Consider the following 26,111-nt stretch of genomic DNA (forward strand, 5'->3'; position numbering starts at 1 on the left):
GGTGCTATTCGAATTCAACTTTGCCAAGCGATTTTTTGGTCGGTCCTTCGATTACTTCGCCTTGATAGGAATAGCGGGAGCCATGGCAAGGGCAATCCCATGTTCTTTCCGCCTCGTTCCACTCGACTTCACAGCCCAAATGGGTGCAAGTTGTGTCCACTAGGTGCAGTCCTCCTTGTAGGTCTCGGTAAGCGCCCGCCCTTTTACCATTCACCTGGATGACTGCTCCTTCGTCATTTTGTAATTCTTCGGATTTTTTGTAGCTCATTCCCAATTTCCCTGCAATCAAGTGTTTAGCCACATTCGCATTTTGAGTCACAAATGTTTTAATGTCAGGGTCCGCATGAAACCTTGCAGGAGAGAAAAGATCCTGGTACGGGCTTCCCTCTCCGGTAATCAGTTTCGTATTTAATAAAGCCGCCGCGACACTTGTGGTCATCCCCCATTTTTTATAACCCGTAGCAACAAGGATGTTAGGGATAGTGGATACTTCCTGTCCGATATAGGGGAGCTTGTCCAGCGTATACAAGTCTTGGGCTGACCAGCGATACATGATCTCCTTTAATCCAAATGTTTGCTCTGCGAACTTTTCTAAAGCTTCATAGTACTGGAAGGTGCAGATTCCTTGGCCCGTTTTATGGCCTTCTCCACCGACGAGGACCATCGGTTCTCCGTTTATCAATACCGAGCGGAGCGAACGTTTTGGAGTTTCTGCACTTAGGTACATACCACCCGGGTAGATCTTATCGCTCTTGACCGCTAGTACATAAGAACGTTCGGCATACAATCGCGCAAAATAAAGACCGTTTAGATCATTGAATGGAAAATGCGAGGAGGATACGACATGATTGCACGTGATTTTCTTTCCGTCATTGGTTTTAACGATGGCAGGGTTTCCTTTTTCCACACCTACAACGGTCGTTTGCTCATAAATTTTCCCGCCCTGACGGATGACTTGATTTGCCAAATACCTCAAGAAAGGAGCGGGATTAAACTGGGCCTGGTTTTTCATCACAATGGCTGCTTTAGTTGAAAACGGCAGAGGCGTTTGCTCGACATAGCTTCCCGGGATGCCCAATTCTTCGTAGGCTTTATATTCGGCGGTGATTTTCTCTACATACGTATCTGCACATGTATAAACGTAGGCATCTTCTTCTTTAAATTGACAATCGATATTGTATTCCTCTACCGTTTGTTTAATGAATTGAAGAGCTTCGCGGTTGGCTTCGTAATAGAGCCGGGTTTGCTCTTTGCCAAAATGTGAAAGAAACTCGCTGTAGATCAAATCGTGCTGCGCGGTTATTTTGGCGGTAGTATGGCCCGTTGTTCCATGAAGCATCCGTCCTGCGTCGACGACTGCGACGTTTAGTCCTTTTTTAGAAAGTAAATAAGCAGTGGTAATACCAGTGATCCCCGCACCTACAATGGCAACATCCACCTGAATATCCTCACTAAGCTTGGGAAAACTGGGGATGTCAGTTGAAGCTAACCAATACGATTCTGGGAATTGCGGAAATTTTGTATGGGATTCATTATGCATCATTTTTACAACCGACCCCTTTGATTACACTTTATGTGTATTATTGTCATTTTAGGGTTTTATATTCACTAAACAATTCTCTTTATGATAAATTGGCCTGTACCTCCCAGGCTTTTTTAGCGTTGCTAAGGCAACACTTGACTTCAAGTTAACTTTAAGTAGTAACATATTGGATGCAACGTGATGGTGATTAGAAAGGCCGATGACTATTCTTTCAATACAGGAGTGATGGAAGTTGAAAAAGAAACAACTGGGTAGAAGTGACCTTCAAGTATCTGCACTGGGTCTGGGCTGCATGGGAATGTCGGAATTTTATGGTGAATTGAATGATCAGGAGTCGATCAAAACGCTTCATCGTGCGCTGGAGCTGGGGATCAACTTCTGGGATACAGCCGATGTCTATGGTGTGGGGAAAAATGAAGAACTGATCAGTCAAGTCCTGCAGAGCCACCGGGATGAGGTGGTATTGGCTACCAAATTCTCCATTATGCGCGGAGAGGATGGGTCATTTCTGGGTGTCAATGGTCGTCCTGAATATGTAAAACAGGCATGTGACCGCAGCCTGCAAAGACTGGGAGTAGATGTTATTGATTTGTACTACCAGCACCGTGTCGATCCGAACGTACCTATCGAGGAAACGGTTGGCGCGATGAGTGACTTGGTTCAGGCAGGCAAGGTTCGCTATTTGGGGCTGTCCGAGGCTTCTCCTGCACTCATTCGGCGTGCTCACAAGGTTCACCCGATCACGGCCTTGCAAACGGAATACTCCTTATGGAGCCGGGAAGCGGAAGATGAGGTTATACCCGCTTGCAAGGAGCTGGGAATTGAATTTGTGGCGTATAGTCCGCTGGGACGCGGCTTTTTGAGCGGGCAAATTCAGAGATTTGAAGATTTTGCAGAAGATGATTTCCGTCGCACCGTGCCACGCTTTCAGCCTGAGAATTTCCAGAAGAATCTCGATCTCGTGCAGCATATTAAGGACCTCGCTGTTCAAAAAGGGGTCAAGCCTTCTCAGCTGGCCTTGGCATGGCTGCTTGCGCAAGAGGGAATTGTACCGATTCCAGGCACCAAGCGGGTGGCTTATCTGGAAGAAAACGCAGGGGCAGCCGATATCGCTTTATCTACGGAGGAAATGGAAAATATTAATGCGATCATTCCCAAAGGAATGGCGGCCGGGCTTCGTTATACGGCAGAGCGCATGCCGAATTGGCAAGCCGAATAATTCCAGCAGTATAACCCAAAAAGCCGTCCTTAACGCGGATCGGCGCGAAAAGGCGGCTTTGCGGGGCTTACATATACAGCTAAGGGCGTGGCTTGAAAATACCGAAGGGACGTCCTACAGGCAGGAACGTACGGCCAAAATGCGCATTCAGAACTGCGGCTCCTGTACCGTACAGTGAGAGCAAGCCAATACCCATTTCTGAATAAGCTGCAAGGGTATGGAACACCTCTGGAGCAACGCCGAATGCATCGAAGCTAAGACCCAGGAACAGAAAATCAATCAGGACAAAGATAAAGAACAGGACCTTATGCGTCTCCATCGCTCCAATGGTCATGAACAGCGTAAAGATAAGGTAGCCCGCAAAGGCAAAACCGAGCTGCTTGCCATCTACAGCGGACGCCAGCTCTGGACCGAATACGCCCATTTTAATCATCCAGCTACCTGCTACGGCGAACCAGAAGAAGGCATAAGCACCAAACGCCGTCATCCCAAAGGTGTTGTTATGCTTTGCATCCTGAATGCAGGCAAACAGCTGTGCGAAGGCACCGAGGAAAATAGCCCAGGGGATGATAAAGCTCAAGCCCTCAGTGAGGCCGAGCTTTTGGGACGAAGCCACAAGCGTTACAATAGCCAAGCCAAACAGACCGATCGCACTCGGATCGGCCGTTATGATTTTTACGTTAGAATGAGATTCGTTTTGCATAAAAAAATACAAGCCTCCAATAATGTTCAAATACGTGTCAATCTGCCGATGCCAGAATCACACTGACATATTGTAACGGAAACGGACGTACTCGCATAGTACATAATTCACCTACCGATTGCGGTTGCCTGTGTTTACATTATTCTTACCACCCTCAATACTGACTGATTTACCTGAAGTATCTGTGATGTTGTTCTTAATTTCATTGGAGTTGGAATTGGTTACACGTATTCCTATACTGGAGAACTTGGAGTGCGTGGTCATCTCGTTGCTAATGATTTTGTTGTTGTTTGCCTTGGAAAGGCGGATGACCGCATCAGGCTTAAGCGAAGAATTGGTTTGGAAAAACTCATTATCTTTGAAGGTGTTACCGTCCGATTCGACCAGTAAACCCTGCAGGGATGCATTTTTCACCGTATTTTTGTATATATTATTGTCTGTTGCGCCAGTTAGTACAAAGATTCCCCGTGGATAATTTTCAATTACATTATTATTTACGGTATTATGGGCTCCATTGTTAGGGATACGAATACCTGCATAGCCGTCAGATTGGTGGGTCTTGTTGATAATTTGGTTTCCGGTAACCGTTGTATAGGTTGCGCGTGACAGATTAATTCCACTACCGCCACCGGAATTGGTAATCTGGTTATTCGTAATTTTGACGTTGCGGAACTCGCCTGCCGGAAAGCTCTCGTGTCCGGTGGCAATGGCATGTCCGTTATTGCGGTCAAAGCGGCTGTTGGTAATCTCGGAATCTCTCGTTCTGCGAAGCAACGCACCGATGGTGGTGTCGCGAACCTCCACGCGATCCAGCGTAAGGTGGGAGACAGCCATATCTATCAGAATGCCGCCTACCTGACCTTCGCCACGGGCTGCACGGTTCGTGCGGTCTGCGTCAATGGTGAGATTGGATAGCTTCACGTCTAGTCGTTCGGAATTGTTTCGTAAAATTGGATTCCCAATGACATATTGGCTTTTAGAGCCTGTCTTTTTGAAAATGGTTTTGCCCATTCCGTCACCGTTCAGGCTTACCCCGGCATATAAGCGAATAGATTCGTCAACCAGGTATGTGCCTTTGGGGAAATAAACCGTCCCCTTCATTCCCTGATCATAAAAATACTTCAACGCATTCTGAATTTCCCTGGACTGTGGGGAGTTCGAGTTGGCTTTAACTCCAAAATCCGTAGCATTAATGACATTGTCAGCTGCTTGGGCCACATGAATGTCACCGGTAGGACTTTGGATAACGAATGTAATGATGGCTGCGAGCAACAAGCAGAGCCTGATTTTCCGATGAAATATACCTGACATACTACATCTACCTCCTAACAAAATAGTTGAAGTAATTACAAAATTACCCTTTATATATTTTCGGACAAAATGGGTTTTATTTCAAGTGGTTTTCTTTAGAACCTTTTTAGCAACGAAGTGGACTTGCCCAAAAGTTATACTTTCAGCTGGCTTTAATTTTCTTTTCAGCTTGACCGGGTACAATCAAGGCAATTTTCCTGGGGAGGATGTATAACTAATGAAAACGAAAAAGACCGTTTGGATTCCGGCCATGATCGCAGTTACGGTAGCAGCTTTGCTCGTCCTCTACTATTACTACATGTCTTCGGTTTCCGGCGGCGGACCTGGACCTCGACCGCCAGAAGGCGGCGTAGGCAACGTGCATACAGGGCAAATGGGCCGTCCTCCCGGAGGGGAGCGGCGTGGAGGTAACGGGGAAATATTCAAGACTTTGGGTACGATCTCCGTGTTCGTCGGAGCGGCTGCTTTCTCTTGGTTCTGGTTTAAGAAGAAGTTGAGATCGCCATCGATATTGGTTAGAAAGGCCGGGAGGTTGTTCCACGGCATGCATAAACTGCTGGGCTGGGTGACCTTGATTCTTGTTGCCGTTCACGGTGTCTATTTTTTGATTACCAAGCTTCAAGATAGCAAAACCTACACAGGGCTTGCGTGCTTTGCCATTCTATTGGCGATCACCGGATATGGCTTCTTTATTAACAAGGTTCGTAACAAGTGGATGCGGACCGCGCATCGTTCACTCGGACTGCTGTGGGTTCCTGTGCTGCTGCTGCATGCTGGCAGCTCCGTGATTTTGGCGGTTATCGCTAGCCTTGCAGTGGGGGTTCTTGTCTGGATGCTGGAGAAAATGGCGGGGAAAACGCCAAAACCTGTCCCGGGGGGCCGATAATTAGACAAGCAGCTATTCGGCCATGAGTCATATACCGCCTGGCACGAGCGCAGGCTGTGTCACCAGCGCTTGCTGGAAACAAAAGATCCGCCACCTTTTCGGTAGCGGATCTTTTGTTATTTGGTGACAGCCTATCTTCTCTAGTCCGGACCCGAGCTTGTCCGAAAGGCTGTCTCTTCGATTATTCATATTTAAACAGCTGGCACATGCTGTTTTGTGACATAAAGCTTAGTTTTGGACCAAAGGCAGCGGCCCACGCAGAAGGGGAGCTGGGTGCATATGCATACGGTATGCGCAAAAAACCAAAAAAGATAAGAGGGATGACTAGTGCCCATTGGAAAAATGAAAAAGCATAAAGAAATGTTGCAACATCCCGTTTTGCGTCCGCATTTACCTGAAACCCACTGGTTTACAGATTCGAGGACCGAGCGGATGCTGAATACCTATTCATCGGTTTTCATCAAACCCAATCACGGGAGTGGTGGAAGCGGGATCATCCGGGTCAAGAGATTGGAGAAAGGATATGAGGTTCGCAGGGGCTCAAGGCGAAAGATTGTAAGATCTCGTTATGTCTTAAAGGCAATTAAGTCATACCAGAAATCCAGACACATGTATTTAGTACAGAAGGGGCTGCGGTTAGCTAAGTACCACGGCTCGATTTTTGACACCAGGATCTACTTACAGAAACCAGGGGGGAAATGGGTTATTTCCGGCGCGGCCGCCCGTGTCGCGGCACCCCATAAGTATGTTACCAATTATCTTAAAGGAGGGCATGCAGCATCTTTGCATCGAGTGCTTTTCAGCCTTTTTAAGCACAACCACGCGAAAGCGGATGCCTATTATCGTAGAATCTCCAAACTATCCGTCATCATTGCCAAAACGATTAATAAACGGCATCCGGTTCGTGAATTGGGGGTCGATATTGCCATAGATAAAAAAGGCCGTATTTGGATTATTGAGGCCAATTCACATCCCGGACATATGCTATTCACTCAGCTTCCCGATCCTACTATGATCAACACAATCATGAGAAACAAGAGTCTTATTTGGAAGTAGATTCCTTGCACGTTATTTCTAGGGGAGAAGGAGAAAGTTTCAATGAAAAAAACAAAGCAACTCAGAAATTTGGTGAATTCACGAAAACTGGAGTTTATCATGGAAGCCCATAATGGTCTGTCGGCCAAAATTGTGGAGGAGACAGGGTTTAAAGGAATTTGGGCCAGCGGATTATCCATCTCTGCAGCGATGGGAGTAAGGGACAGCAACGAGGCCTCCTGGACGCAGGTTTTGGATGTATTGGAATTCATGAGTGATGCTACGTCCATTCCAATTCTGCTGGATGGAGATACGGGGTACGGCAACTTCAATAATGCAAGGCGGCTGGTGAAGAAACTGGAGCAGCATTCTATTGCAGGGGTATGCATCGAAGATAAGCGGTTCCCCAAAATGAATTCGTTCATTAACGGTCAAGGGCAGGCTTTGGCTGATATCGAGGAGTTTTCCGGGAAAATAAAAGCGATGAAAGACACACAAACCGATGAGGACTTTACAGTGGTGGCCAGAGTAGAGGCATTTATTGCCGGGAAAGGGCTTGAAGCGGCACTGCAGCGGGCGGAGGCGTACCGGAAGGCAGGAGCCGATGCCGTATTAATACACAGCAAAAGAACGGACGCCACAGAGATTGAAGTGTTCATGAAGGAATGGGCCGGAAGATTGCCGGTAGTGATTGTGCCTACCAAATACTATACGACTCCAACCGCCAGGTTTCAGGAGCTGGGGATTAGCCTTGTGATTTGGGCAAACCATAATTTGAGAGCATCCATTCAAGCCATGCAGCATTTATCTAACCGGATTTATCGGGATGAAAGTCTTGTTCATATTGAAAAGAGTGTCGCCACCATCGAAGAAGTATTCCGGCTTCAAAGGGTCGAGGAGCTGCAAGCTGCGGAGCGGCAATACTTTCCGTCGTCAGAACCGAATTCGGGCGGGCATGTGTAATGGACACGAAATTGTTGGGAGAAGAGCTGAAGAAATTGGGATTTACCTTTTTCAGCGGTGTTCCGTGCTCTTTCTTGAAAAGCTTGATCAATTATGCGATAAATGAATGCGATTATGTTGCAGCGGCTAACGAGGGGGATGCGGTGGCGATTGCTTCTGGAGCTTATATAGGGGGGAAGAAGTCGGTAGTCCTTATGCAAAATTCAGGGCTGACCAACGCTATTTCGCCATTGACCTCTCTTACCTACCCATTTCGTATTCCGCTGCTTGGATTTGTCAGCCTGCGCGGAGAACCGGGGATATCTGACGAACCTCAGCATGAACTGATGGGCCGGATCACAACGAAAATACTGGATACGATGGATGTGGAATGGCAATACCTCTCCAAGGATTTAGAGGAGGCCCAAAATCAGCTGATCCAGGCTAATGAGCAAATTGCCCGGCGTCGCCCGTTCTTTTTTGTCGTTAAGAAAGGGACTTTTGACAAAGAGCCATTAAAAAAACTGCAAACCTCGATTCATCTAAATCAGATCCAGCAGCATGGCCATACGGACCATCCAATGCCTACACGGTATGAAGCATTATCTGCGATTAACTCTATGAAAGACGACAATACTGTACAACTAGCAACAACTGGTAAAACAGGGCGTGAGCTGTATGAAATTGAAGATGCAGCTAACAACCTGTATATGGTGGGCTCTATGGGATGTATCGGTTCTTTGGGACTTGGGTTGGCTCTGAGCCAACCAGGCAAAGATATCGTCGTGATTGACGGAGACGGATCTCTGTTGATGCGTATGGGGAGTCTGGCAACCAACGGGTATTATCATCCGCCCAATATGGTTCACATTCTGCTCGATAATAACGCTCATGAATCAACAGGCGGGCAAAGCACGGTATCCCATAATGTCGATTTTATAGACATTGCTGCTTCCTGTGGTTATACGAAGTCGATTTATGTTCACAGTCTTGATGAACTGAAAGCCTTTTTACAAGAATGGAAAGTGGATAAGGGACTTACGTTTTTGTACCTGAAAATATCCAAGTATTCCAAGGATCAGCTTGCTCGTCCGCATATGAAGCCTCATGAAGTAAAGGAACGTCTGCAGCGTTTTATTTATAACAGTCCTTTGAAGGGTAAGGAAGTGGGCGATTCATGAGTTCCTCCGTCAAGAAAAATATTTTGCTTACCCCTGGTCCGGCAACGACTACAGAAAGTGTGAAATGGTCACAGGTGGTTCCGGATATCTGCCCTCGTGAAGCCGAGTTTGGTCTAGTTATGGAGTATATTTCGACAGAGCTTACCCGGCTGGTCGCGGACCCGGATCATTATGCGACCGTATTGTTTGGCGGATCGGGTACTGCAGCGGTGGAGTCTATCATCAGTTCGGTCCCAAATCACGAGGCAGTGATCATTGTCAGCAATGGAGCCTATGGAAAACGGATGTGCGAGATAGCGAAGGTTTATGGGGTGGATTATTTTGAATTCAAAAGTCCCCCCGATGATGCGATTGATTTGGCTGAATTAGAAAGGTTTATCCAATCTTCCGAACGCGCCGTCTCCCATCTGGCCGTTGTACATCATGAGACGACAACGGGCCTGCTTAACAAGGTGAAGGATATCGGAGAGTTATGCAAAAGGTATCAAATCGGCATGATCGTGGATGCCATAAGCTCATTTGCGGCCATTCCAATTCAATTAAAGGAAATGAATATTGCCTATCTGGCGTCAAGCTCCAACAAAAACTTACAGGGAATGGCCGGGGTTTCATTTGTGATCGCCGAAAAAAGCAAATTGGAGAATTTGAAAGGTCAGAAGCCAAGAAGCTATTATTTGGATTTGTATGCTCAATACAATTATTTTGTGGAACATGGGCAGATGCGGTTTACGCCTCCAGTCCAAACCTTATATGCGCTTAGACAAGCGATTGAGGAATTAAAGCAGGAGGGGGTGGATAAAAGGTACGAAAGATACGCGACATCCTGGAAAACCTTAATTAACGGGTTAGCCCGCTTAGGTCTAACCTATATCATTCCCGAAGAGCATCATTCCAAAATCATTACTTCCATTCTTGAACCCCATTGTGCAGGCTATGATTTTCAATCGATGCATGATTATTTTTACAGTAAAGGGATTATGATCTATCCCGGCAAACTTGAGAAACTAAATACGTTCCGGATTGCCAATATAGGTGATATCACGTATAAGGAGATGGAGTTATTTTTGGAATTGCTTGAACGTTATCTCAGTAGCATAAAATGCGGATGAGAAAGGTGGAGTCCCATGGCATCAGCAGCAAAAGATAAGTGGTACAAGTATTTATTATTGAGAAGGCATGCGTCTCTGAGGTCTTACGTCCCCGAAACGAAGCTCCTGGACAGGTATTATTTTTCGAAACTTCTCTCCAAGTACGGGCATGTGATCGTGAAACCGGTGTGGGGGAGTCGTGGCCAGGGGATCTTTCAGGTCTCATGGTTAGGGAACCATAAGTACATTGTACATTACGAGAATATAAAAGTTTTAGTGCGGGGCAGAACCAATACGTATCATTATATTAAAAGAAAAATCGGGAACGCCAGTTATATGGTTCAACGCAGAATTACCCGTCCGACCATCAACAATCGTCCTTTTGATATGAGAGTCATCATTCAACGGAGAACTGGCTCATCTGTATGGGTAGTTACAGGCAAGGTTATCAAAGTTGCAGGCAAAGGGTATATTGTTTCTAATAATACACGGAGTAAGGGTAAATTACTCCATTTTAATTCTGGCATTCGACAATCTTCCGTTCGGCACCTGTCTGCCAGTAAATTAGAGTCCCATATTGATCGTGTTTCCATTCGTTCCGCGAAGAAACTAAGCGCTTATTTTCCGGGGCACCGGATATATGGATTGGACATTGGCATAGACCGGAAAGGACGTATTGGGATTATTGAAGCTAATCTTTTTCCGGCAAGGTCCCATTTCCGTAAGCTGAAGGATAAAACGATGTATAACCGCATTACGGATTACAAAAACGGTTGATTACGAAAGAGGCTGTAGACAATCAAGAGGTGGCTCTGTGTATTCATCAGGGTCATCTTTTTTAATGTCCATCGGTATCTGCCCGAGTTATTTGCCCTCGTTCGTCCGTCCCTCTGACGATCTTCAATGGTGTTACCTTCATATTTGTGATAGTATGTACACCTATATAGAATGAGGAAGTGACACAATGATTAATATAACGATTCCAACCCTGGATATTACGATTACCAAGCAGGTTAATCCTGAGCTCAGCCATATTTACGGATTTACAGATTTTCACCTGATCCCCAGAGACAAGGCTGGTATCTTTATGTTCTATAACGCGCAGGAGGAATTGCTGTTCGTTGGTAAAGCAAGAAAGCTGAGACAAAGAATTAAAAAACATTTTGAAGATACGGTATCGCCGATGAAAGCGTATCGGAATGAAGTGGCGATTATCGAGGTTTGTATTGTGGAAGATGCGGTAGAACGAGAAATCTATGAAACCTACATCATCAATTCACAAAAGGCCAAGTATAACGTCGAAAAAGTGTTTTTCAAGTAATGGAGTGACCCGGTATCAATATAAAAGAGCAATAAGCCGCAGTAGTTGTACTGCCCTTATTGCTCTTTTATATTAGTGTATGTAGATTCCTCCAGAGAGGGTGCCTGGTATGAACAAAACAGACCGTTTGCTAGCCATTGTGCTAGAATTGCAACGCAAGGATATTTTGCGGGCCGAGGATTTGGCAGCTATATTTGAGACGAGTGTAAGAACTATCTATCGTGATATACAGGCTTTGAGCGAATCGGGTGTACCGATTGTAGGCGAGCCGGGGGTTGGATATTCCCTGATGGAGGGATATTTTTTGCCTCCGGTGAGTTTTAACGTGGAAGAGGCCGTAGCGCTACTAATAGGAACCGATTTTGTCGAACAGAAATTTGATACAGAATACAGCACCAGAGCGCAAACTTCCCGCAGGAAGATTGAAGCCATTTTACCGGAGAGTGTTCGCACAGAGGTTTCCCGGGTGCGCACAACCATCAGGCTGCTCACAGGAGGGAAAGAAGTAAATCATACGGAAAAAACATTTTTGGAAATGCTGCGTCTCGCTATATTGGAAAAACGAAAGGTGCGCTTTGGCTATTCCAAAAGAATGCCGGAGGCAGACGGGAATCGTCAAAGCGTGCGTGTGGTTGCACCCTACGGTCTTGTACTGATGCATGGCTCCTGGGTTTTGATCGGGCAATGCGAATTACGTCAGCAGCTCCGGCACTTCCGTTTGTCCCGTATGAACGAACTGACCGTGCTGGAGGACAGATTTCAGCTTCCTGTGGATTTTAATTTGCAAAATTACAAGCAAACCGATGACCGCCATGTATATGTTCGCATACTAGCCCATTCAGCGATTGCAGATAAAGTGAAGGAATCCGGCAATTTCTACATGGAGGCCATGGAGGAGCGTGCAGATGGATTGCATGTACTCTTCCGCGTTAGGCAGCCAGAGGAATTGCTGCAATGGATACTCGGATGGGGGGCGGACATGGTTGTACTGGAGCCTGAATCTCTGCGGGATCGGATACGTGTGGAAGCCGAAAAAATGTTGAAATGCTACTGACATAATGCTGTCAGTAGCATTTGTGTATAGTAAAGCTACTTGAAGGAAAGGGGACGTAAAAAGGATATGAATACTACTGAAACTTTACAGCGTTTTGAAGAAACGGTACAACACTATCTCCTTGAATTGGACAGCTTTAGCCTGGAGCAATTGCAGTATACACCACAGGAGGGCGAATGGTCACTTGGGCAAATGTACCTTCACTTGGTGAATTCGGCCCTTCATATGCAGCTTAAAAATATTGAGCTTTGCCTAAAGCCAGCTGGAGAGAAGGGGGTTAAAACCGAGGCGGGTACAGCCGTTTTTAATCTGGGAGGCTTTCCGCCCATGCGTATCCAGGTCCCGCCATCCCCGCAGTACACTCCTCCGCAACCGACCAGCAAAGAAGACATTGTGGAGGGATTACACACTGTGGTCCGCCACATGAGAGAGGTTGAACCCATCCTCCGCGAATCTTCAGAGGGGTATACCGTCTCTCACCCCCGCTTTGGTGCACTGAATGCCAGGGAGTGGTTTATACTCATCGAAATGCATTATCGGCATCATCTTTTGCAGAAGGAGCGTTTGAAGCGCGCAATAACCGGTTGATCGTCTCCCGGCGCAGCCCGATGAATTGCCCAATTTCCTCTTGTGTTAGCACGTCCGTTAATGTGGCGGGTGCAATATAGGAGTGGAACCAGCGCTGAAGCTTACGCAGCTTCTCGGCAGGTGAAACTTCGGTCAACTGGTCGATGCGTTGCTGCATCATGCGCAGCTTATCCTGTAGCTGCAAAGCGATAGTTCGGCATTGCGCCGGGTCTTGCTCTATCGACTGATACCATTCCTTCTGAGATAGAACCTCAATTTTACTGGTCACCAGCGCCATCGCTGTACCATAATAAGGATTGGGGGTGATTAGGGAGTGATGCGGGATGATTTCATCGGGCACAATAACGTTGACCAAAATTTGCGAGCCATCTTCGTGGACTCGGACGATTTTTAACAAGCCGCTCTTTAGCAGATATAGAGGGCCGGATTCCCCTTGACGAAATAGGGTTTCGCCTTTGTGTAATATCATAAGCGTGTGCAGCCTCCATTCCATGTATTTCAGCTTTTTAGATAAATCCGCCGTTGACGCGGATCGTCTGTCCGGTAACCCATTGTGATTTGGCGCTGACCAGGAACTCAATCACATCCGCGATATCCTCGGGTTCACCGAGACGACCAAATGCATTCATTTTTTTTATACCTTCGATCTGCTGCTCGGTTTTCCCTATTTGAAAAAGCTCGGTATTTACAGGGCCGGGAGCCACAGCATTAATCGTAATATGTTTGTTTCCGAACTCCTTGGCAAGCTGGCGGGTAAATTGTTCAACGGCGCCTTTGGTGCCTGCGTATACGCTATAGGCCGGGAACATTTGTCCAATTACGGACGTGGACAGGTTCACGATTCTCCCGTAGTTCTCCATGTGCTTCATGGCCTGCTGGCAAGCAAAGAAGGTGCCTTTTACATTCAGTGCAAATTGTTTGTCAAAATCGGCTTCTGTCACGTCAGCAAGCGGCTTGGTAATCATCAGTCCGGCATTGTTAACCAGAATATCTAATCTGCCAAATTCAGCAATGGTATTCGTAAATAATGCTTCAATATCACTCATCTTGCCCAGATCGGCGTGGATTGCGATGGCTTTGCCGCCTTTTTGAATAATACCTTCCACGACCTGGCGGGCTTTATCCGGGCTGCTGGCATAATTAATGACTACACGGGCGCCCAACTCCGCCAGTTGCTCCGCAATGACACGTCCAATCCCTCTCGACGATCCCGTGACAATTGCTGTTTTTCCGTCCAAATGCTTCATGTCTGTCCAACCTTCCTTCTATATATTTCCTAATAAATTCCATGTTCCAAAAGCGCCCACACATCCGAAAACTCCTGATCTACTTTAGGATTCTTCCATTCGTAAGCATGAGCAGGGTGATGAAAACGTGCTGTAGCATGGAAAAGAGTACGAGCCAGTTGTGTTGGCTGATCCGATGTGATGCCTTCCTGTGTAATGATGTCAGCGAGCTGCTTAACAATATGGTCGATATGCTGTTCGATGAAATCAGTCGATTGCTCGGTGACCCGGGTATACATCTGGAACATTTCCTCGTCATCACGGGCGTAGTCATGTTTGAGTTCGACCAAAGTCTGTATGTATCGTTTTAAAAGGGATACGCCTGTTAAGGATGAATCCAGGCACACCTTCGACAATGGAATGATAATCTTTTCATTCAGCCATTTTTCGGTCACACCTTCGAGAAGTTCAGCTTTGCTATTAAAATGTCGGTAGATGCTGCCATGACTCACACCTAATACTTTAGCAACATCAGTTACGGAGGTTTTGGCTATACCAAACCGCCTGAGTGTTTCTTCTGTCGCGACAAGAATCTGTTTTTTAGTCAATACATCTGAGGGTTTTTCCATAAAGCCACGACCTGTTTGCCGTGTAATTCACCTCCTTGCAATCAGGATAACACAAAGAGTATCAAGTGACAAAAAATAATATTTGTCACTTGATACTCTTTTCTGAAATTATTTAAAGGGGCAAACCGGGAAGCTATAGCAGCGATTGGATAACAGCTTCTATGGCAGAGAGATCTGTCGTTACTTCAAACCTTCCTCTTACATGACCATCACGATCAATCAGAAATTTGGAGAAGTTCCACTTGATCCCGTCGTCAGCGTATATTTCTGGATGCTTATCCTGAAGAAAGCTATCCATGAATTGGCCTTCCTTGGTTTGGGGATCGAAGCCTTGAAAGGGTGCCTGCTGCGTCAGATACTGAAATAATGGGAGAGAAGAAGGACCTCTGACGTCCGTTTTTTCAAATAGTGGGAACGTTATGCCATGTTCATTTTGGTAGACTTCCTGCAATTCCGAGTGGTTACCCGGCTCTTTTTCATTGAATTGATTACATGGAAACGCGAGAATTTCAAAACCTTGTCCCTTCCGGCTTTCGTAGAGCTTTTGCAGATCAGCAAATTGGCTGGAGAAGCTACATTTGCTGGCTGTATTTACGATGAGGAGAACCTTTCCCCTATACTCTGAGAATTCAACTGGTTTCCCGTAAATGGTGGTTGCTTGGAAGTCATAAATGCACATGTTAATGTTCCTCCTTACGATATTTTTAGTACATCATATATCCAGAGTTGGTATTGGTCTAATATATAATTGGGATCAGGCTTATAGGTATATACAATAATCACGCTATGTCATGTACCTATTGCGTATCTCTCTTGAAATCAAAGAAGGTAGGATAGTAGGGGTTTGCCTCTTTCATAGCAAATTGTGGCATTCGCCGTTACCAAGATAGAATATGGATGCATATTCATGTAATGCGTGCAAAAACCCTACAGAATAGAGGGATATTCGTGCCCATTGGAAAGATGATTCAATATAAGGAAATGAGACAACATCCCGTTTTAAGTTCTCATTTGCCGGAGACCCGTTGGATTAGCAACGCAAGGACTTTGCGCATGCTGGATGAATATCGGACGGTTTTCATTAAGCCTAATTTTGGGAGTGGCGGGACTGGCATCATACGTGCCAAAAAGCTGGGAGGGAGGTATGAGATTCGTTGCGGCTCAAGTCGAAGAATTGTCAGAACCCACGCGGTGAGAAGAGCGATCAGAACCTATCGGAAGCCTCATCGTCGTTATTTGGTACAGCAAGGACTTCGGTTGGCGAAATACCAAGGTTCTATTTTTGATGCCAGAGTATATATGCAGAAGCCGGAATCAGAATGGGTCATTTCAGGAATAACCGGCCGTGTTGCTGCACCCCGAAAAGTGGTTACCAATTACCGCAAAGGAGGACATGCGGCACCGTTGTCCAAGGTACTTTTAAAAGTCTTCAAAAATGACAGAACGAAAATGAAAGAGACTCTGGATCAGGTTATCGAACTTTCTAAAATGGTTGCTGACACGATAGATAAAAATCATCCGTTTCGCGAGTTGGGTATTGATCTTGCTATTGAGAAGAGTGGTCAAATCTGGATTATCGAGGCAAATCCGCACCCCGGACATAAGTTGTTCAAGCAGCTCCCCAATCATAAGATGATTCGCAATATTTTGAGAAACAAACGTCGGATTCAGCATTAGTATAAAGCTGCTCAAGCGCGTTTGAACCTTATAAATCAAAAACCAGTCGAAGCACATAAATAAAACAGATAAAGTGTTAGGCTGGTTCTGTTTTATCAGGCTATGATGGCCTATTGGGGAAATGTGCTAATTATCGCTAATGTATTGCATATTAATTCGTTGTATAGTATATTTATTCAATCGCGTATAAGAGGGGGAATTAACATGTCATTTATCATAAGAAATGCTGAACCTAACGATGTGAATGGTTTGACGGAGTTAATGTATGAGTATATTGTTGGTTTTTATAAGAATCCCAGACCGGCTGCTGAGAAACTACATAAATTGATTTTTAACCTTTTAGAGAAGCAAGCAGGTATACAGTTCGTAGTAGAGCAGGATGGGGAGCTTATTGGCTTCGCTACATTATACTTTGCTTTTAGCACGATGAGAGCAGATAAAATTACCATCATGAACGATCTGTTTGTCATGGAGCCATACAGAGATACAGAAGTGGAATCGCAACTGTTTTTGGAATGCCGACGTTACTCGCAAGACCATGGGTATGCGTACATGTCCTGGACCACGGGTCCCGGCAATAAGCGGGCACAACGCTTCTTTGAAGAAAAGGGCGCCGTTCAGGCAGATTGGGTTAACTATTCCATCATCTAGCCAGGGGTCCTGGACAAGCTAAGGGGCAAGAGGGATTGAACCGACTACGATACGCAGTCGGTTCGTTTGTTTACTTTTTCATAACCGGAATCCAAACCTCGCAGCGGTAATCCTCTGCACGGGAATCTCCCATCGTATAGACTTCCAGCTCGGGGCCACCCGAATGCTCATAATTGCTGGCAGGGAACCATTCCTGGAAAATCCTTTGCCATACCTTTTGAATCGAGTGAGGCATAGGGCCGATAGAGGTAAATACGGCCCAGGTTGCAGCCGGAATAGTTCTGGCTTCCAGTCCGCTAGAGGCTGCTACGTCCTCACTGCCTTCTGCGGCAATCAGGTAGTTAAACGTCTCCTCACCGTGCTTCATGTCCAGACATATACCGAGTATATCGTCGCCTGTTCCCAGGGCATGAATGCGGTCAGATGTGCCATCTGCGTTAAGCTGGTCCCAGAATTTCGGGATTTCTCGCATATTTTCACCGTTTTTAGTGGTGACTTGAATGGACTTGCCAATGACCGTAAAGGCCGCTTTTTCTACAATTTTGTAATCCATTTCCTGATCTCCCTTCAACGATAGATGGAAGGTGATGCGTGGGAAGGCTTTCAGGTTAACCCCTGGGCTTCTGGCCTCAGTGGGAGAAATACCGTGTACCTTGCGGAACGCTTTAGAAAAAGATTCGGGGGAATCATACCCGTATTTGAACGCAACATCCAATACTTTGGTGGTAGAAAGACTCAATTCCTGAGCAGCCAGGGTCAATCGACGTTTGCGCACATATTCTGCTACCGTGACGCCAGTCAGCATATAGAACATCCGTTGAAAATGGAAGGGGGACGAGTAGGCCGCCTTTGCAATTTCATCGATATCGAGGGGCTGCTGCATCCTTTCTTCCATCAGATCGAGTGCGTTCTTGATCCGAAGCAACCATTCCAACCGTATCACCTTCCTTGGTTGTAATCATATCATTGGTGGTGTCTGTAATCCTGTCATTGCGTGCTTTTGTTGAACAGGATACCATCAGCCTGCCCCCTTGTGTTCATAATTAAAATTTGGGACAATAGAAGAAGCGTTTGAATAGCGCAGAGCGTTCAAACATGCTATGATGCAATGATAGTTGAGACGAGTCGTGATGGCTAGGGTTTATATATAGAAATATGAATTTTAATGTTTTGAAAAGAGGATCGAACATGAAAAAGGAATCCATTTATGGATTAACGCTAGACCAATTGACAGCATGGCTCATGGAGCATGGACATAAGAAATCTCGTGCGTTGCAGGTGTGGGACGCATTGTACCGGAAACGGATTACTGATTTTGCGGCGATGACGGAGGTTCATGAGGACTGCGTTCGCCTGCTGGAAGAGCATTTTTCCATAGAAACATCGGAAGAGCATGTGAAGCAGCAGTCGGCGGACGGGACAGTCAAGTTTTTGTTCCGGCTACAGGATGGTAATTTGATAGAGACCGTATTGATGCGGCATAAGTTTGGACTGTCTGTATGTGTGACGACGCAGGTGGGCTGTAACATTGGATGCAGCTTCTGTGCGAGCGGATTGTTGAAGAAGAGTCGTGACCTGTCCAGCGGTGAAATTGTAGAGCAAATCATGAAGGTGCAGCTGTATCTGGACAAGGAACGTCCGGGCGACCGGGTCAGTCACGTCGTTGTGATGGGGATTGGCGAGCCGTTTGATAACTTCGTGAACCTGTCCGACTTTATCCGGGTCATTAAGGATCACAAAGGGCTGGCGATTGGTCCACGGCATATTACCGTATCTACCAGTGGACTTGCCGATAAAATCATTGAATTTGCAGATTCCGATCTGCATGTCAATTTGGCGATTTCTCTCCATGCGCCGAATAACGAAATTCGTACCCGTATTATGAAAATCAACCGGGCGATTCCGATTGAGAAGCTCATGCAGGCGATTGATTATTATCTGGACAAAACGAATCGTCGAATCACGCTGGAATACATTTTGCTGAAGGGTGTTAATGATGGTAAGGAGCATGCGCTGGAGCTGGCTGAGCTGGTAGGCCATCGCCGCAATCTGGCGAACGTGAACCTGATTCCTTACAATCCGGTGGATGAGCATAGCCAATACCAGCGAAGTGAATCGGAATCCATTACCGGCTTCTATGATGTATTGAAAAAGCAGGGGATTAGCTGTAGTGTTCGGCTGGAGCATGGGGTCGACATTGACGCAGCCTGCGGACAGCTGCGCAGCAAGCAAATTCGCAAGGATACCCAAGGCAGTCGCAATTTGGAACGCGAAGCCATTAGTTAAATGCACCAGCGTACTCTCTCACAGGAGTACGCTTTTTTGTACCACAAACCTGAGGGCAAAACATTATCTGAATATGTGAAAATAGTCACGTGATAGTTGCTGCTTTTACGTTATAGTGAGTGGTTAGTGGAGGGGTTATATGGCTAACGTAATTTCGAATATGGCACTTGTTCCGGGCATCTATGTGATGAAAATTGAAGGCAATTTTAGAGGAAGAATGGGGCAGTTCTACATGCTGCGCAGCGGGATGAATTATCCACTGTTACCCAGACCTATTAGCATTTATGATATCGGGGAAGATCATATTTCCTTTTTATACCGGGTTGTTGGAGAGGGGACAAGCCTGTTTTCCCAGCTACAGCCGGGTCAGGAGATTCAACTGGAAGGACCGTTCGGCAATGGTTTTCCGCAGGTGGAGGGTAGCTTGGCTTTGGTTGGTGGTGGAATGGGGACGGCTCCATTGCTGCTGGCTGCGAAGCATTACCCGCATGCGGACGTTTATCTGGGGTTTGCGCAGCAAGCCTTCGGGGTTGAGGTATTCGAAGCTGTGGCGGCATCTGTGCAAGTCAAGGTCGGAGGAAGCATCATTGAACAGGTCGATCCGGCTCGCTATGTGAATATGTTTTCCTGCGGGCCAACTCCAATGCTGCAGGCACTAGCGATGAAAACGGCGGGGACGCCGTCCCGTTTATATATTTCAACAGAAAGACATATGGCCTGTGGTATTGGCGCATGTTTGGGCTGTACAATGCGTACCCGTGAAGGCAATCGCAGGGTATGCAAGGAAGGGCCTGTATTTCCGGTGGAGGAGGTGGAGTTTGATGATCTCCATGGCGTGTAATATAGCGGGTGTAGCGTTCAAGAACCCGATCATTATGGCTTCCGGTACGTTTGGCTTTGGACGTGAATATGCCGAATTTTATTCTCCTGAATTATTGGGTGGCATCGTCGGCAAGGGACTGACTCTTCATCCGAAGGCTGGCAATACGGGGTCACGAATACATGAGACAGCATCCGGCATGCTCAATAGTGTGGGGCTGGAGAACCCGGGGGTTGCCGCCTTTTTGAAGGACGAGCTGGATGACATGACTCGCTGGAACACGGCTGTTATTGCCAACGTGGGCGGCTCCAATCTGGAGGAATACGTTCAGGCTGTAGCTATGATTACGGAAAATGCACAGAAACGCCGCACGATGAATCGCAGGGGCGTTGATATGCTGGAGTTGAATATTTCATGTCCCAACGTAAAGCAGGGTGGGATGCAATTCGGCATCCAGACGGAGGTGGCGCGGGACGTCGTGCGGCAGGTACGCAACGTAACGGCGCTTCCGCTGGTCGTCAAGCTGTCTCCCAATGCAGAGAACATTACGCAGATGGCGGTTATGTGCGAGGAAGAAGGCGCGGACGGCGTTTCGCTGATCAATACGTTTTCTGCGATGAAAATTGATATACGTCGGCGCCGGAGTGTCTTCGCCAACACGTATGCGGGTCTTTCCGGGCCGGCAATCAAGCCGATTGCCTTACGCATGGTTCATCAGGTCGCTCAGGCGGTGTCGATTCCGGTGATCGGGATGGGCGGCATCAGTTCTGTAGAGGACATTATTGAATTCATCATGGCAGGAGCAGCGGCAATCCAGGTGGGAACGTATAATTTTGTTCACCTACACGCAGGGTCTGAGCTAGTATATGGTCTTGAACAATGGATGCAGCGGGAAAAGGTGCAGTCGTTGGATGAGATACGGGGAGTCCTGTGAATTTCGTACCCGTTTGCATAAACTCAAGCATACAAAGCCGGCTTGTCCTCCAAGGCAAGCCGGCTTTGTATTTTATTTTACCGAAACAGCCAAACTCAATTAGTGGTTAATATCGCATTTATTCAAGATGAATGAAATTTGATTTTCCAGTCGATGAATGGCTTCCCTGGATGCCTGGTCGTTAGCACCTTGTTCCTGAAGTGCAGCGAGCTCCTGCTTGAGCTGGTGAAGATCCTGCCCTGCATTAGCGCAGTTGTAGTTACTCTCGAGATTGTCAATCATCCGATGTCCTCCATTTCGTTAGGTATACGTCCTTATTATGGAGAATTGATTCCTCCTTATTCAGCATATTGTTTTATTTCAAACAAAGGCTATAATATAAGGAATTAATTCCAACCTGAACAGTGGGTTAAATAGAACAGACGAGCAGGAGGGTCCACATGAATCCGATACAACATATACTGGACAAATATCCGGTAATCGTGCTGGATGGCGCAATGGCGACCGAGTTGGAACGTCATGGGCATGATCTGAACGATAGCTTATGGTCAGCGAAAATACTTCATGAGCACCCGGAGGCGATCAAGCGTGTACATAGGGATTATTTTGAAGCTGGCGCAGACTGCGCGATTACGGCGAGCTATCAGGCCACCGTCGAAGGCTATGTTCAACGGGGGATGAGCGAAAATGAGGCGCTGGAGTTGATTCAGTCATCGGTGCGGATTGCTGTGCAGGCACGGGATGAATTTTGGGCCGAAGCTGCGACTGCGGCCAATCAGCAGCATCGTCCCAAGCCGCTGGTCGCGGCCTCTGTCGGACCCTACGGGGCGTTTTTGGCGGATGGCTCCGAATATCGCGGTGATTACAAGTTGAGCGAAGAGCAGCTTGTCGAGTTTCACAGACCGCGAATGAAGGCTCTCATTGAGGCTGGGGCGGATATCTTGGCTTGTGAAACGATACCCTGTCTGGTCGAAGCCAAGGCCATTGCCCGATTGCTGAAGGAGTTTCCCGGCACATATGCCTGGATCAGCTTTAGTGCAAAGGACGGCCAGCACATCAGTAATGGCGAATCTGTCGCGGCGTGCGCTGAATGGCTGAATGAGTATGAGCAGGTGGCTGCTGTAGGGATCAACTGCACTTTGCCGAAGTTCATTCCATCACTTATTCAGGGAATTCGTAGCCATACGGATAAGCCTGTGGTGGTGTACCCCAATCTGGGGGAGGAATATGACCCGGTCACCAAAACATGGCACGGCACCACTTGTACAGAGACGTTTGGGCAGAGTGCCCGCCACTGGTATGAAGCAGGAGCCCGTCTGATTGGCGGCTGTTGCCGGACTCAGCCGCAGGATATTAAAGAAATAGTGGCATGGTCGAGAGAAGTATAAATGGGGGCAAGCTTAGGGGGTTATTCATAAGGAGCCTCCCTTGATTGTCCTGAAAGAACAAGCAGGCTGAGCCAAGTTGTACTCCAGCAATGGAGAGCTTGGTTCAGCCTGCTTTGTTTGCTGCCTTTGTTCATTCAAGTCAGCTTTCTGCCAAGCGTTCCAGCAATGCATCACCATTGCGGCTGACTCGAATATAGGCGTAATGGGCGTTCTGTTCAACAGTACGTCCGGTTCCTTCGGGAATGAAATAATTCTCAATACCGTACTGAATTCGGGAACCATCCCACTGCCCGTTCAAGACAATCTCATGATTGGCAAGCTTTTCACCATCCTGGTACAGGCGATTAGCGATGTATACTCCTTGGCTACCCGGCGAGAGGACGACTTTAACCTTGCCTCGCTTCCAATCTTTCTCCTGAAGAGGTGTCATTGAAGAAGAAGGTGGGGTAGAAATATCGTAATTGAGTATAACGTAATCGCCTTGCAGCACGGAACGCGGGTCTACAGGAGCCAGCTTGAGCTTAACGGAAGCACCTGTGGCGAGTAAGGTTTCGTTCCTGACGGTTTGATAGCTAATGATGCCCAGTTGCAGCACGATAACGATAGTGATGAGTAGCGGACTTAGACGCATAAAGCTAAAGCTGCGATGATCAGCCTCGGATGCTGCCTTGCCACTATGAGACGTCCGGAGATCCAGCCACCAGGTAATGCCGAATGCAATGACGCCCAGCAGCGCCAGCGTAAACGACTTATACAATAGCGTCCACAATAAGTCATAGTATTTGAAGCCGATAAAAATAAACCAGAATACGATGCTCATTATGGCGGCCGATTTTTGTTTTAGACGCATAAAGGCGAAGACCATCCCTGTAACAACCACAAGATAAAAAATGTTAATCAGCATATAAGAGTGTGGAAAGACATCCTCGAAAAACGTCGCCCAAAGCAGGAACAACAAGCTGAAAAATAATGAGCTATTTCGGAGGTGTTCTTTCAACTCTGTCTTGAAGATAAAATAACTTATCCCATACAACACGGTCCCATACAACACGGCATTGACGAAGAAGAGAGAAAAGATAATGAACTCATAGGTCCAGTTCCAACGCTCCCATTCCTGAAACTGCTGAAATAAAATGGTCGCCAGATTCAGATTCACAAAGGCGTAGGCAAAAAATAGCTGCCGTTTCCCTATGGAGCGAAACCATCCCGCGATAGAAACGATCAGATACAGCACCGAAAGCAACGTCTGATCTGACCATACAATGGCCACCCAGCCTGTAATATAGCTGATCGTCAGCAGAGTATAACGTATCACAGAATCCAGCTTGGATTCCGGAATAACAATCATCGAAAGCATAAGCAGCAAGGACACACCCAACAGTACATATTCGGTGTGATTTACATTCGCGGTAATGGTAATCAGTCCGATCAGAGATATACTGCCGATCAGCACTCCGACCATCTTGATCATGCGGGATACGGTTTTGCTGATCCATTCGCTGCCGCGTTCCTCAGGAACTGCTGTTTCAGCCGCCGATGCACTCAGGTCTGGGGACGATTTGTCCAAGCGGTTTAAATAACGGAAAAACCAGACATTACCCGTCAGCAGCAGCGCCACAAAAATTAAACCAAAAACAAAGAACAGAGAAGAGGAATACGCCTCTGCCAGTTCGATAAATTTAAAGACAGCAAAGGCGGAGGCTGCCAATGCATTCAAGGTCAGCAGCGTTTTGCTTAGTCGAATCTTAATGAATATATAAAATCCAATAGCAATCACAGCGATACACGGTATGTTCATGACAAGACCATATTTGTCCAATGCAAAAGAATTAGTCATGGTCAGCAAGGCTATATGGAATACGATAAAGCTTATATATTTTAACGGTATAGAGCTTAGACGGCGCAGGAACGTGAATAGAAACAACCCCAGATTGACCAGTGCGAACACCCCGGCTATGGACAGTGATTCCAGGTCGCTATAGGACGCGCTTTGCATCGTCGGGTAGAAATAAAGCCATATGCCGAGGTGGATCAGTACATAGGACAGCACATAAAAAGGGTTGTAACGGGTAATCCAACTGAGTAGCAGAGCCGGAACGGACCAAATCAAGAACAACCCGTAGCTGTCCGCATGGGAATTGTAAATTTGACCGAGCAACGACACGGAGACGCCAAAGGCTATACAGCCGGCCACCAGAAATATATTGGACAGAAAAGCTTGTTGACCGGGAATGGCGCGTATACGTGCAAATACAAAGGACAAGCCATAAAACAGAACAATAAGCGCAGCAGCCAGCACAATTTTGACCGTCCGATCCAGGCCCCCCCAATTAGAGGCAAAGAAATAAATGATCGCGGCCAGTACCAGTGAGATGCCAAGCAGATAGCCCGTACGTATCGCATTGAATCGCAGCATGAAGTTCACGTACCTTTCCTGTTGGTTTGATGCCTATTATAGCGTTGAAAGGGCTGGGAACCAAGTGCAAATTAGGATCAGGTCATAAAAAAGGAGAGCCACCGGCATACGGTTGTTCTCCTTCGTCTGTTCTTCGCTTGTTCTCCATTTTTGTTGTAGGACACCAGTTAAGCGTTCGCGGTACGAATCTCTTGCCGGGACTGGTGCCGAAAGCGATACTCACGTGGCGGAATTCCCGCTATTTTCTTAAATGCCTTGGAGAAGGTGGACATATCGGTATAACCGATGGATTGGGCAATGATTGACAAGTTGTAAGTCGTCTTCTCCAGTAATCTTTTGGCTTCGTTAATCTTGAGGTTTTGCAAATACTTGGCGGGGGAGATAAGGAAGGTAGAATGGAATTTACGTGAAAAATGGGCACGATCCACCCCTACATGCTCGGCAATTTGTTCAATGGTAATGCGGTCACAGTAATGCATATCAATGTAATCCTTCCCCTGCTGGAGCCAATAATCAGAGCCTGCAAGGCTGCGAAGCGCGTCAGACGTGTTCCGGGACAGCTCCTCGAAAATCTGATGGAGTGTAATCAGGCGGGCTAGATCGCTGCCCTGTCTGCTGCTGTCATGTACAATGGAAAACAGGTTGGAGATAAGTTCGAGAATTTCCTCGCTCACCGCGTTAGCCATAAAAGGTGAAGAAGGCTTAATTCCGATCCGTTCCAGTAGCGCCAGGGACTTCGGTCCTTCAAAGGCAATCCATACCTTTTGCAGCGGATTCTCTCGATCCGTGTAATATTCATGTGCGTGATGCGGAAAGAAACAGAATAAATCGGACTTTTGGACACGATACCTTTTGTACTGATAAATAAACTCTGCCTGGCCTTCAAGCACAAAATTGAAATAAAAATAGGGCACAGCCTTAGGGCCTACATGACAGCTGGTTTTCGAAATATCCATCCCGAGTCGGACTGGCCATATGGCACTGGATTTTTCCAGTTCGGTAGCTGTGAAGTAATGGTCTTCCACGATGTCGAAGTGATCTTCATTTTTTACTTTTTTCATCATACGTCACCTCTCCTTTGGTGGAGATAAGGGGATTTTGAGTATATTGTATATAAAGGAAAGAATAATTACAAGTTAATTCATAGGAATTTGGGGTTATTAAGAAGGTAATGGGCCCGATAGGAATGACAAAAGCCCCATGGCCTGCTGGA

General features: G+C 46.7%; 27 protein-coding genes. 16 read left to right on the forward strand and 11 right to left on the reverse strand.

The genetic code is table 11. The features are described from left to right. Positions 1-4: 4 nt before the first annotated feature. The gene (locus KQI_RS0111550; RefSeq protein WP_010346907.1) at positions 5-1,543 is read right to left on the reverse strand and encodes an FAD-dependent oxidoreductase; all 1,539 of its coding nucleotides are present in this window, start codon (positions 1,541-1,543) and stop codon (positions 5-7) included. A 232-nt stretch (positions 1,544-1,775) separates the two neighbouring features. On the opposite strand from KQI_RS0111550, the gene KQI_RS0111555 reads away from it, so the two are divergent. Continuing rightward, positions 1,776-2,762: an aldo/keto reductase gene (locus KQI_RS0111555; protein WP_010346908.1), complete on the forward strand. Its 987-nt coding sequence runs from the start codon at positions 1,776-1,778 to the stop codon at positions 2,760-2,762. Positions 2,763-2,841: 79 nt separating this feature from the next. On the opposite strand, the gene KQI_RS0111560 is transcribed toward KQI_RS0111555, so the two are convergent. Together KQI_RS0111560 and KQI_RS0111565 are read right to left on the reverse strand one after the other, a co-directional pair. Then, positions 2,842-3,465 (reverse strand): acetate uptake transporter, encoded by a 624-nt coding sequence (locus KQI_RS0111560; protein WP_010346909.1) that lies wholly within the window; start codon positions 3,463-3,465, stop codon positions 2,842-2,844. 111 nt (positions 3,466-3,576) lie between these two features. Continuing rightward, positions 3,577-4,776 (reverse strand): right-handed parallel beta-helix repeat-containing protein, encoded by a 1,200-nt coding sequence (locus KQI_RS0111565; protein WP_010346910.1) that lies wholly within the window; start codon positions 4,774-4,776, stop codon positions 3,577-3,579. Between the two features lie 217 nt (positions 4,777-4,993). Between KQI_RS0111565 and KQI_RS0111570 the strand changes: the two genes are divergently transcribed. The 9 genes from KQI_RS0111570 to KQI_RS0111610 all read left to right on the forward strand — a co-directional run bounded on the left by KQI_RS0111570 (position 4,994) and on the right by KQI_RS0111610 (position 12,871). Further along, positions 4,994-5,662 carry a hypothetical protein gene (locus KQI_RS0111570; protein WP_010346911.1) on the forward strand — a complete coding sequence of 223 codons (669 nt, stop codon included), beginning with the start codon at positions 4,994-4,996 and terminating at the stop codon, positions 5,660-5,662. Positions 5,663-5,989: 327 nt separating this feature from the next. After that, positions 5,990-6,718: a YheC/YheD family protein gene (locus tag KQI_RS0111575; RefSeq protein ID WP_010346912.1), complete on the forward strand. Its 729-nt coding sequence runs from the start codon at positions 5,990-5,992 to the stop codon at positions 6,716-6,718. A gap of 42 nt (positions 6,719-6,760) precedes the next feature. Further along, on the forward strand, positions 6,761-7,660 hold the full coding sequence (gene aepX / locus KQI_RS0111580; RefSeq protein WP_010346913.1) for a phosphoenolpyruvate mutase: 900 nt from the start codon (positions 6,761-6,763) through the stop codon (positions 7,658-7,660). Next, on the forward strand, positions 7,660-8,820 hold the full coding sequence (gene aepY, locus KQI_RS0111585; RefSeq protein ID WP_010346914.1) for a phosphonopyruvate decarboxylase: 1,161 nt from the start codon (positions 7,660-7,662) through the stop codon (positions 8,818-8,820). The genes aepX and aepY overlap by 1 nt, the downstream gene beginning before the upstream one ends. Then, positions 8,817-9,929 carry a 2-aminoethylphosphonate aminotransferase gene (locus KQI_RS0111590; RefSeq protein ID WP_010346915.1) on the forward strand — a complete coding sequence of 371 codons (1,113 nt, stop codon included), beginning with the start codon at positions 8,817-8,819 and terminating at the stop codon, positions 9,927-9,929. The genes aepY and KQI_RS0111590 overlap by 4 nt, the downstream gene beginning before the upstream one ends. Before the next feature lie 15 nt (positions 9,930-9,944). Further along, the gene (locus KQI_RS0111595) at positions 9,945-10,685 is read left to right on the forward strand and encodes a YheC/YheD family protein (RefSeq protein ID WP_010346916.1); all 741 of its coding nucleotides are present in this window, start codon (positions 9,945-9,947) and stop codon (positions 10,683-10,685) included. 187 nt (positions 10,686-10,872) lie between these two features. Then, positions 10,873-11,229 carry a nucleotide excision repair endonuclease gene (locus KQI_RS0111600; RefSeq protein ID WP_010346917.1) on the forward strand — a complete coding sequence of 119 codons (357 nt, stop codon included), beginning with the start codon at positions 10,873-10,875 and terminating at the stop codon, positions 11,227-11,229. Between the two features lie 109 nt (positions 11,230-11,338). Then, entirely contained in the window at positions 11,339-12,283 is a 945-nt protein-coding gene (locus tag KQI_RS0111605; RefSeq protein WP_010346918.1) for a helix-turn-helix transcriptional regulator, read from the forward strand. 66 nt (positions 12,284-12,349) lie between these two features. Next, positions 12,350-12,871, forward strand: a complete 522-nt coding sequence (locus tag KQI_RS0111610) for a DinB family protein (RefSeq protein WP_010346919.1) — start codon at positions 12,350-12,352, stop codon at positions 12,869-12,871. Here the strand turns inward: KQI_RS0111610 and KQI_RS0111615 are convergent. From KQI_RS0111615 to KQI_RS0111630, 4 genes are all read right to left on the reverse strand, one after another. After that, positions 12,804-13,340, reverse strand: coding sequence for a Crp/Fnr family transcriptional regulator (locus tag KQI_RS0111615; protein WP_010346920.1), 537 nt, complete (start codon positions 13,338-13,340; stop codon positions 12,804-12,806). The genes KQI_RS0111610 and KQI_RS0111615 overlap by 68 nt on opposite strands. Positions 13,341-13,377: 37 nt before the next feature. Continuing rightward, complete coding sequence (locus tag KQI_RS0111620) at positions 13,378-14,118, reverse strand: SDR family oxidoreductase (RefSeq protein ID WP_010346921.1); 741 nt, start codon at positions 14,116-14,118, stop codon at positions 13,378-13,380. Positions 14,119-14,147: 29 nt separating this feature from the next. After that, positions 14,148-14,726 carry a TetR/AcrR family transcriptional regulator gene (locus KQI_RS0111625; protein ID WP_010346922.1) on the reverse strand — a complete coding sequence of 193 codons (579 nt, stop codon included), beginning with the start codon at positions 14,724-14,726 and terminating at the stop codon, positions 14,148-14,150. Positions 14,727-14,859: 133 nt separating this feature from the next. Further along, positions 14,860-15,405 (reverse strand): glutathione peroxidase, encoded by a 546-nt coding sequence (locus KQI_RS0111630; protein WP_010346923.1) that lies wholly within the window; start codon positions 15,403-15,405, stop codon positions 14,860-14,862. Positions 15,406-15,674: 269 nt separating this feature from the next. Here KQI_RS0111630 and KQI_RS0111635 point away from each other — a divergent pair, with 269 nt between their 5' ends. Together KQI_RS0111635 and KQI_RS0111640 are read left to right on the forward strand one after the other, a co-directional pair. Next, entirely contained in the window at positions 15,675-16,403 is a 729-nt protein-coding gene (locus KQI_RS0111635) for a YheC/YheD family protein (RefSeq protein ID WP_010346924.1), read from the forward strand. A gap of 204 nt (positions 16,404-16,607) precedes the next feature. After that, positions 16,608-17,054, forward strand: coding sequence for a GNAT family N-acetyltransferase (locus KQI_RS0111640; RefSeq protein ID WP_010346925.1), 447 nt, complete (start codon positions 16,608-16,610; stop codon positions 17,052-17,054). Between the two features lie 70 nt (positions 17,055-17,124). On the opposite strand, the gene KQI_RS0111645 is transcribed toward KQI_RS0111640, so the two are convergent. After that, positions 17,125-17,994 carry an AraC family transcriptional regulator gene (locus tag KQI_RS0111645; protein WP_029390122.1) on the reverse strand — a complete coding sequence of 290 codons (870 nt, stop codon included), beginning with the start codon at positions 17,992-17,994 and terminating at the stop codon, positions 17,125-17,127. Positions 17,995-18,242: 248 nt separating this feature from the next. Here KQI_RS0111645 and rlmN point away from each other — a divergent pair, with 248 nt between their 5' ends. From rlmN to KQI_RS0111660, 3 genes are all read left to right on the forward strand, one after another. Beyond that, entirely contained in the window at positions 18,243-19,340 is a 1,098-nt protein-coding gene (rlmN, locus tag KQI_RS0111650; protein WP_010346927.1) for a dual-specificity RNA methyltransferase RlmN, read from the forward strand. Positions 19,341-19,479: 139 nt separating this feature from the next. Further along, a complete protein-coding gene (locus KQI_RS0111655; RefSeq protein ID WP_010346928.1) occupies positions 19,480-20,181 on the forward strand; it encodes a dihydroorotate dehydrogenase electron transfer subunit in 702 nt (233 codons plus the stop codon). Further along, positions 20,162-21,094: a dihydroorotate dehydrogenase gene (locus tag KQI_RS0111660; protein ID WP_010346929.1), complete on the forward strand. Its 933-nt coding sequence runs from the start codon at positions 20,162-20,164 to the stop codon at positions 21,092-21,094. Before KQI_RS0111655 ends, KQI_RS0111660 begins: the two co-directional genes overlap by 20 nt. 99 nt (positions 21,095-21,193) lie before the next feature. Here the strand turns inward: KQI_RS0111660 and KQI_RS0111665 are convergent, their stop codons facing one another. Further along, positions 21,194-21,376: a hypothetical protein gene (locus tag KQI_RS0111665; protein WP_010346930.1), complete on the reverse strand. Its 183-nt coding sequence runs from the start codon at positions 21,374-21,376 to the stop codon at positions 21,194-21,196. A 158-nt stretch (positions 21,377-21,534) separates the two neighbouring features. On the opposite strand from KQI_RS0111665, the gene mmuM reads away from it, so the two are divergent. Next, on the forward strand, positions 21,535-22,482 hold the full coding sequence (mmuM, locus tag KQI_RS0111670; RefSeq protein WP_010346931.1) for a homocysteine S-methyltransferase: 948 nt from the start codon (positions 21,535-21,537) through the stop codon (positions 22,480-22,482). 139 nt (positions 22,483-22,621) lie between these two features. Here mmuM and KQI_RS0111675 read toward each other — a convergent pair whose 3' ends face one another. Next, a complete protein-coding gene (locus KQI_RS0111675; RefSeq protein WP_010346932.1) occupies positions 22,622-24,898 on the reverse strand; it encodes a GDYXXLXY domain-containing protein in 2,277 nt (758 codons plus the stop codon). A 167-nt stretch (positions 24,899-25,065) separates the two neighbouring features. Beyond that, positions 25,066-25,962: a helix-turn-helix domain-containing protein gene (locus tag KQI_RS0111680; protein ID WP_010346933.1), complete on the reverse strand. Its 897-nt coding sequence runs from the start codon at positions 25,960-25,962 to the stop codon at positions 25,066-25,068. Between the last annotated feature and the right edge of the window lie 149 nt (positions 25,963-26,111).

The organism is Paenibacillus peoriae KCTC 3763, assembly GCF_000236805.1.
Classification (GTDB): Bacteria; Bacillota; Bacilli; order Paenibacillales; family Paenibacillaceae; genus Paenibacillus; species Paenibacillus peoriae.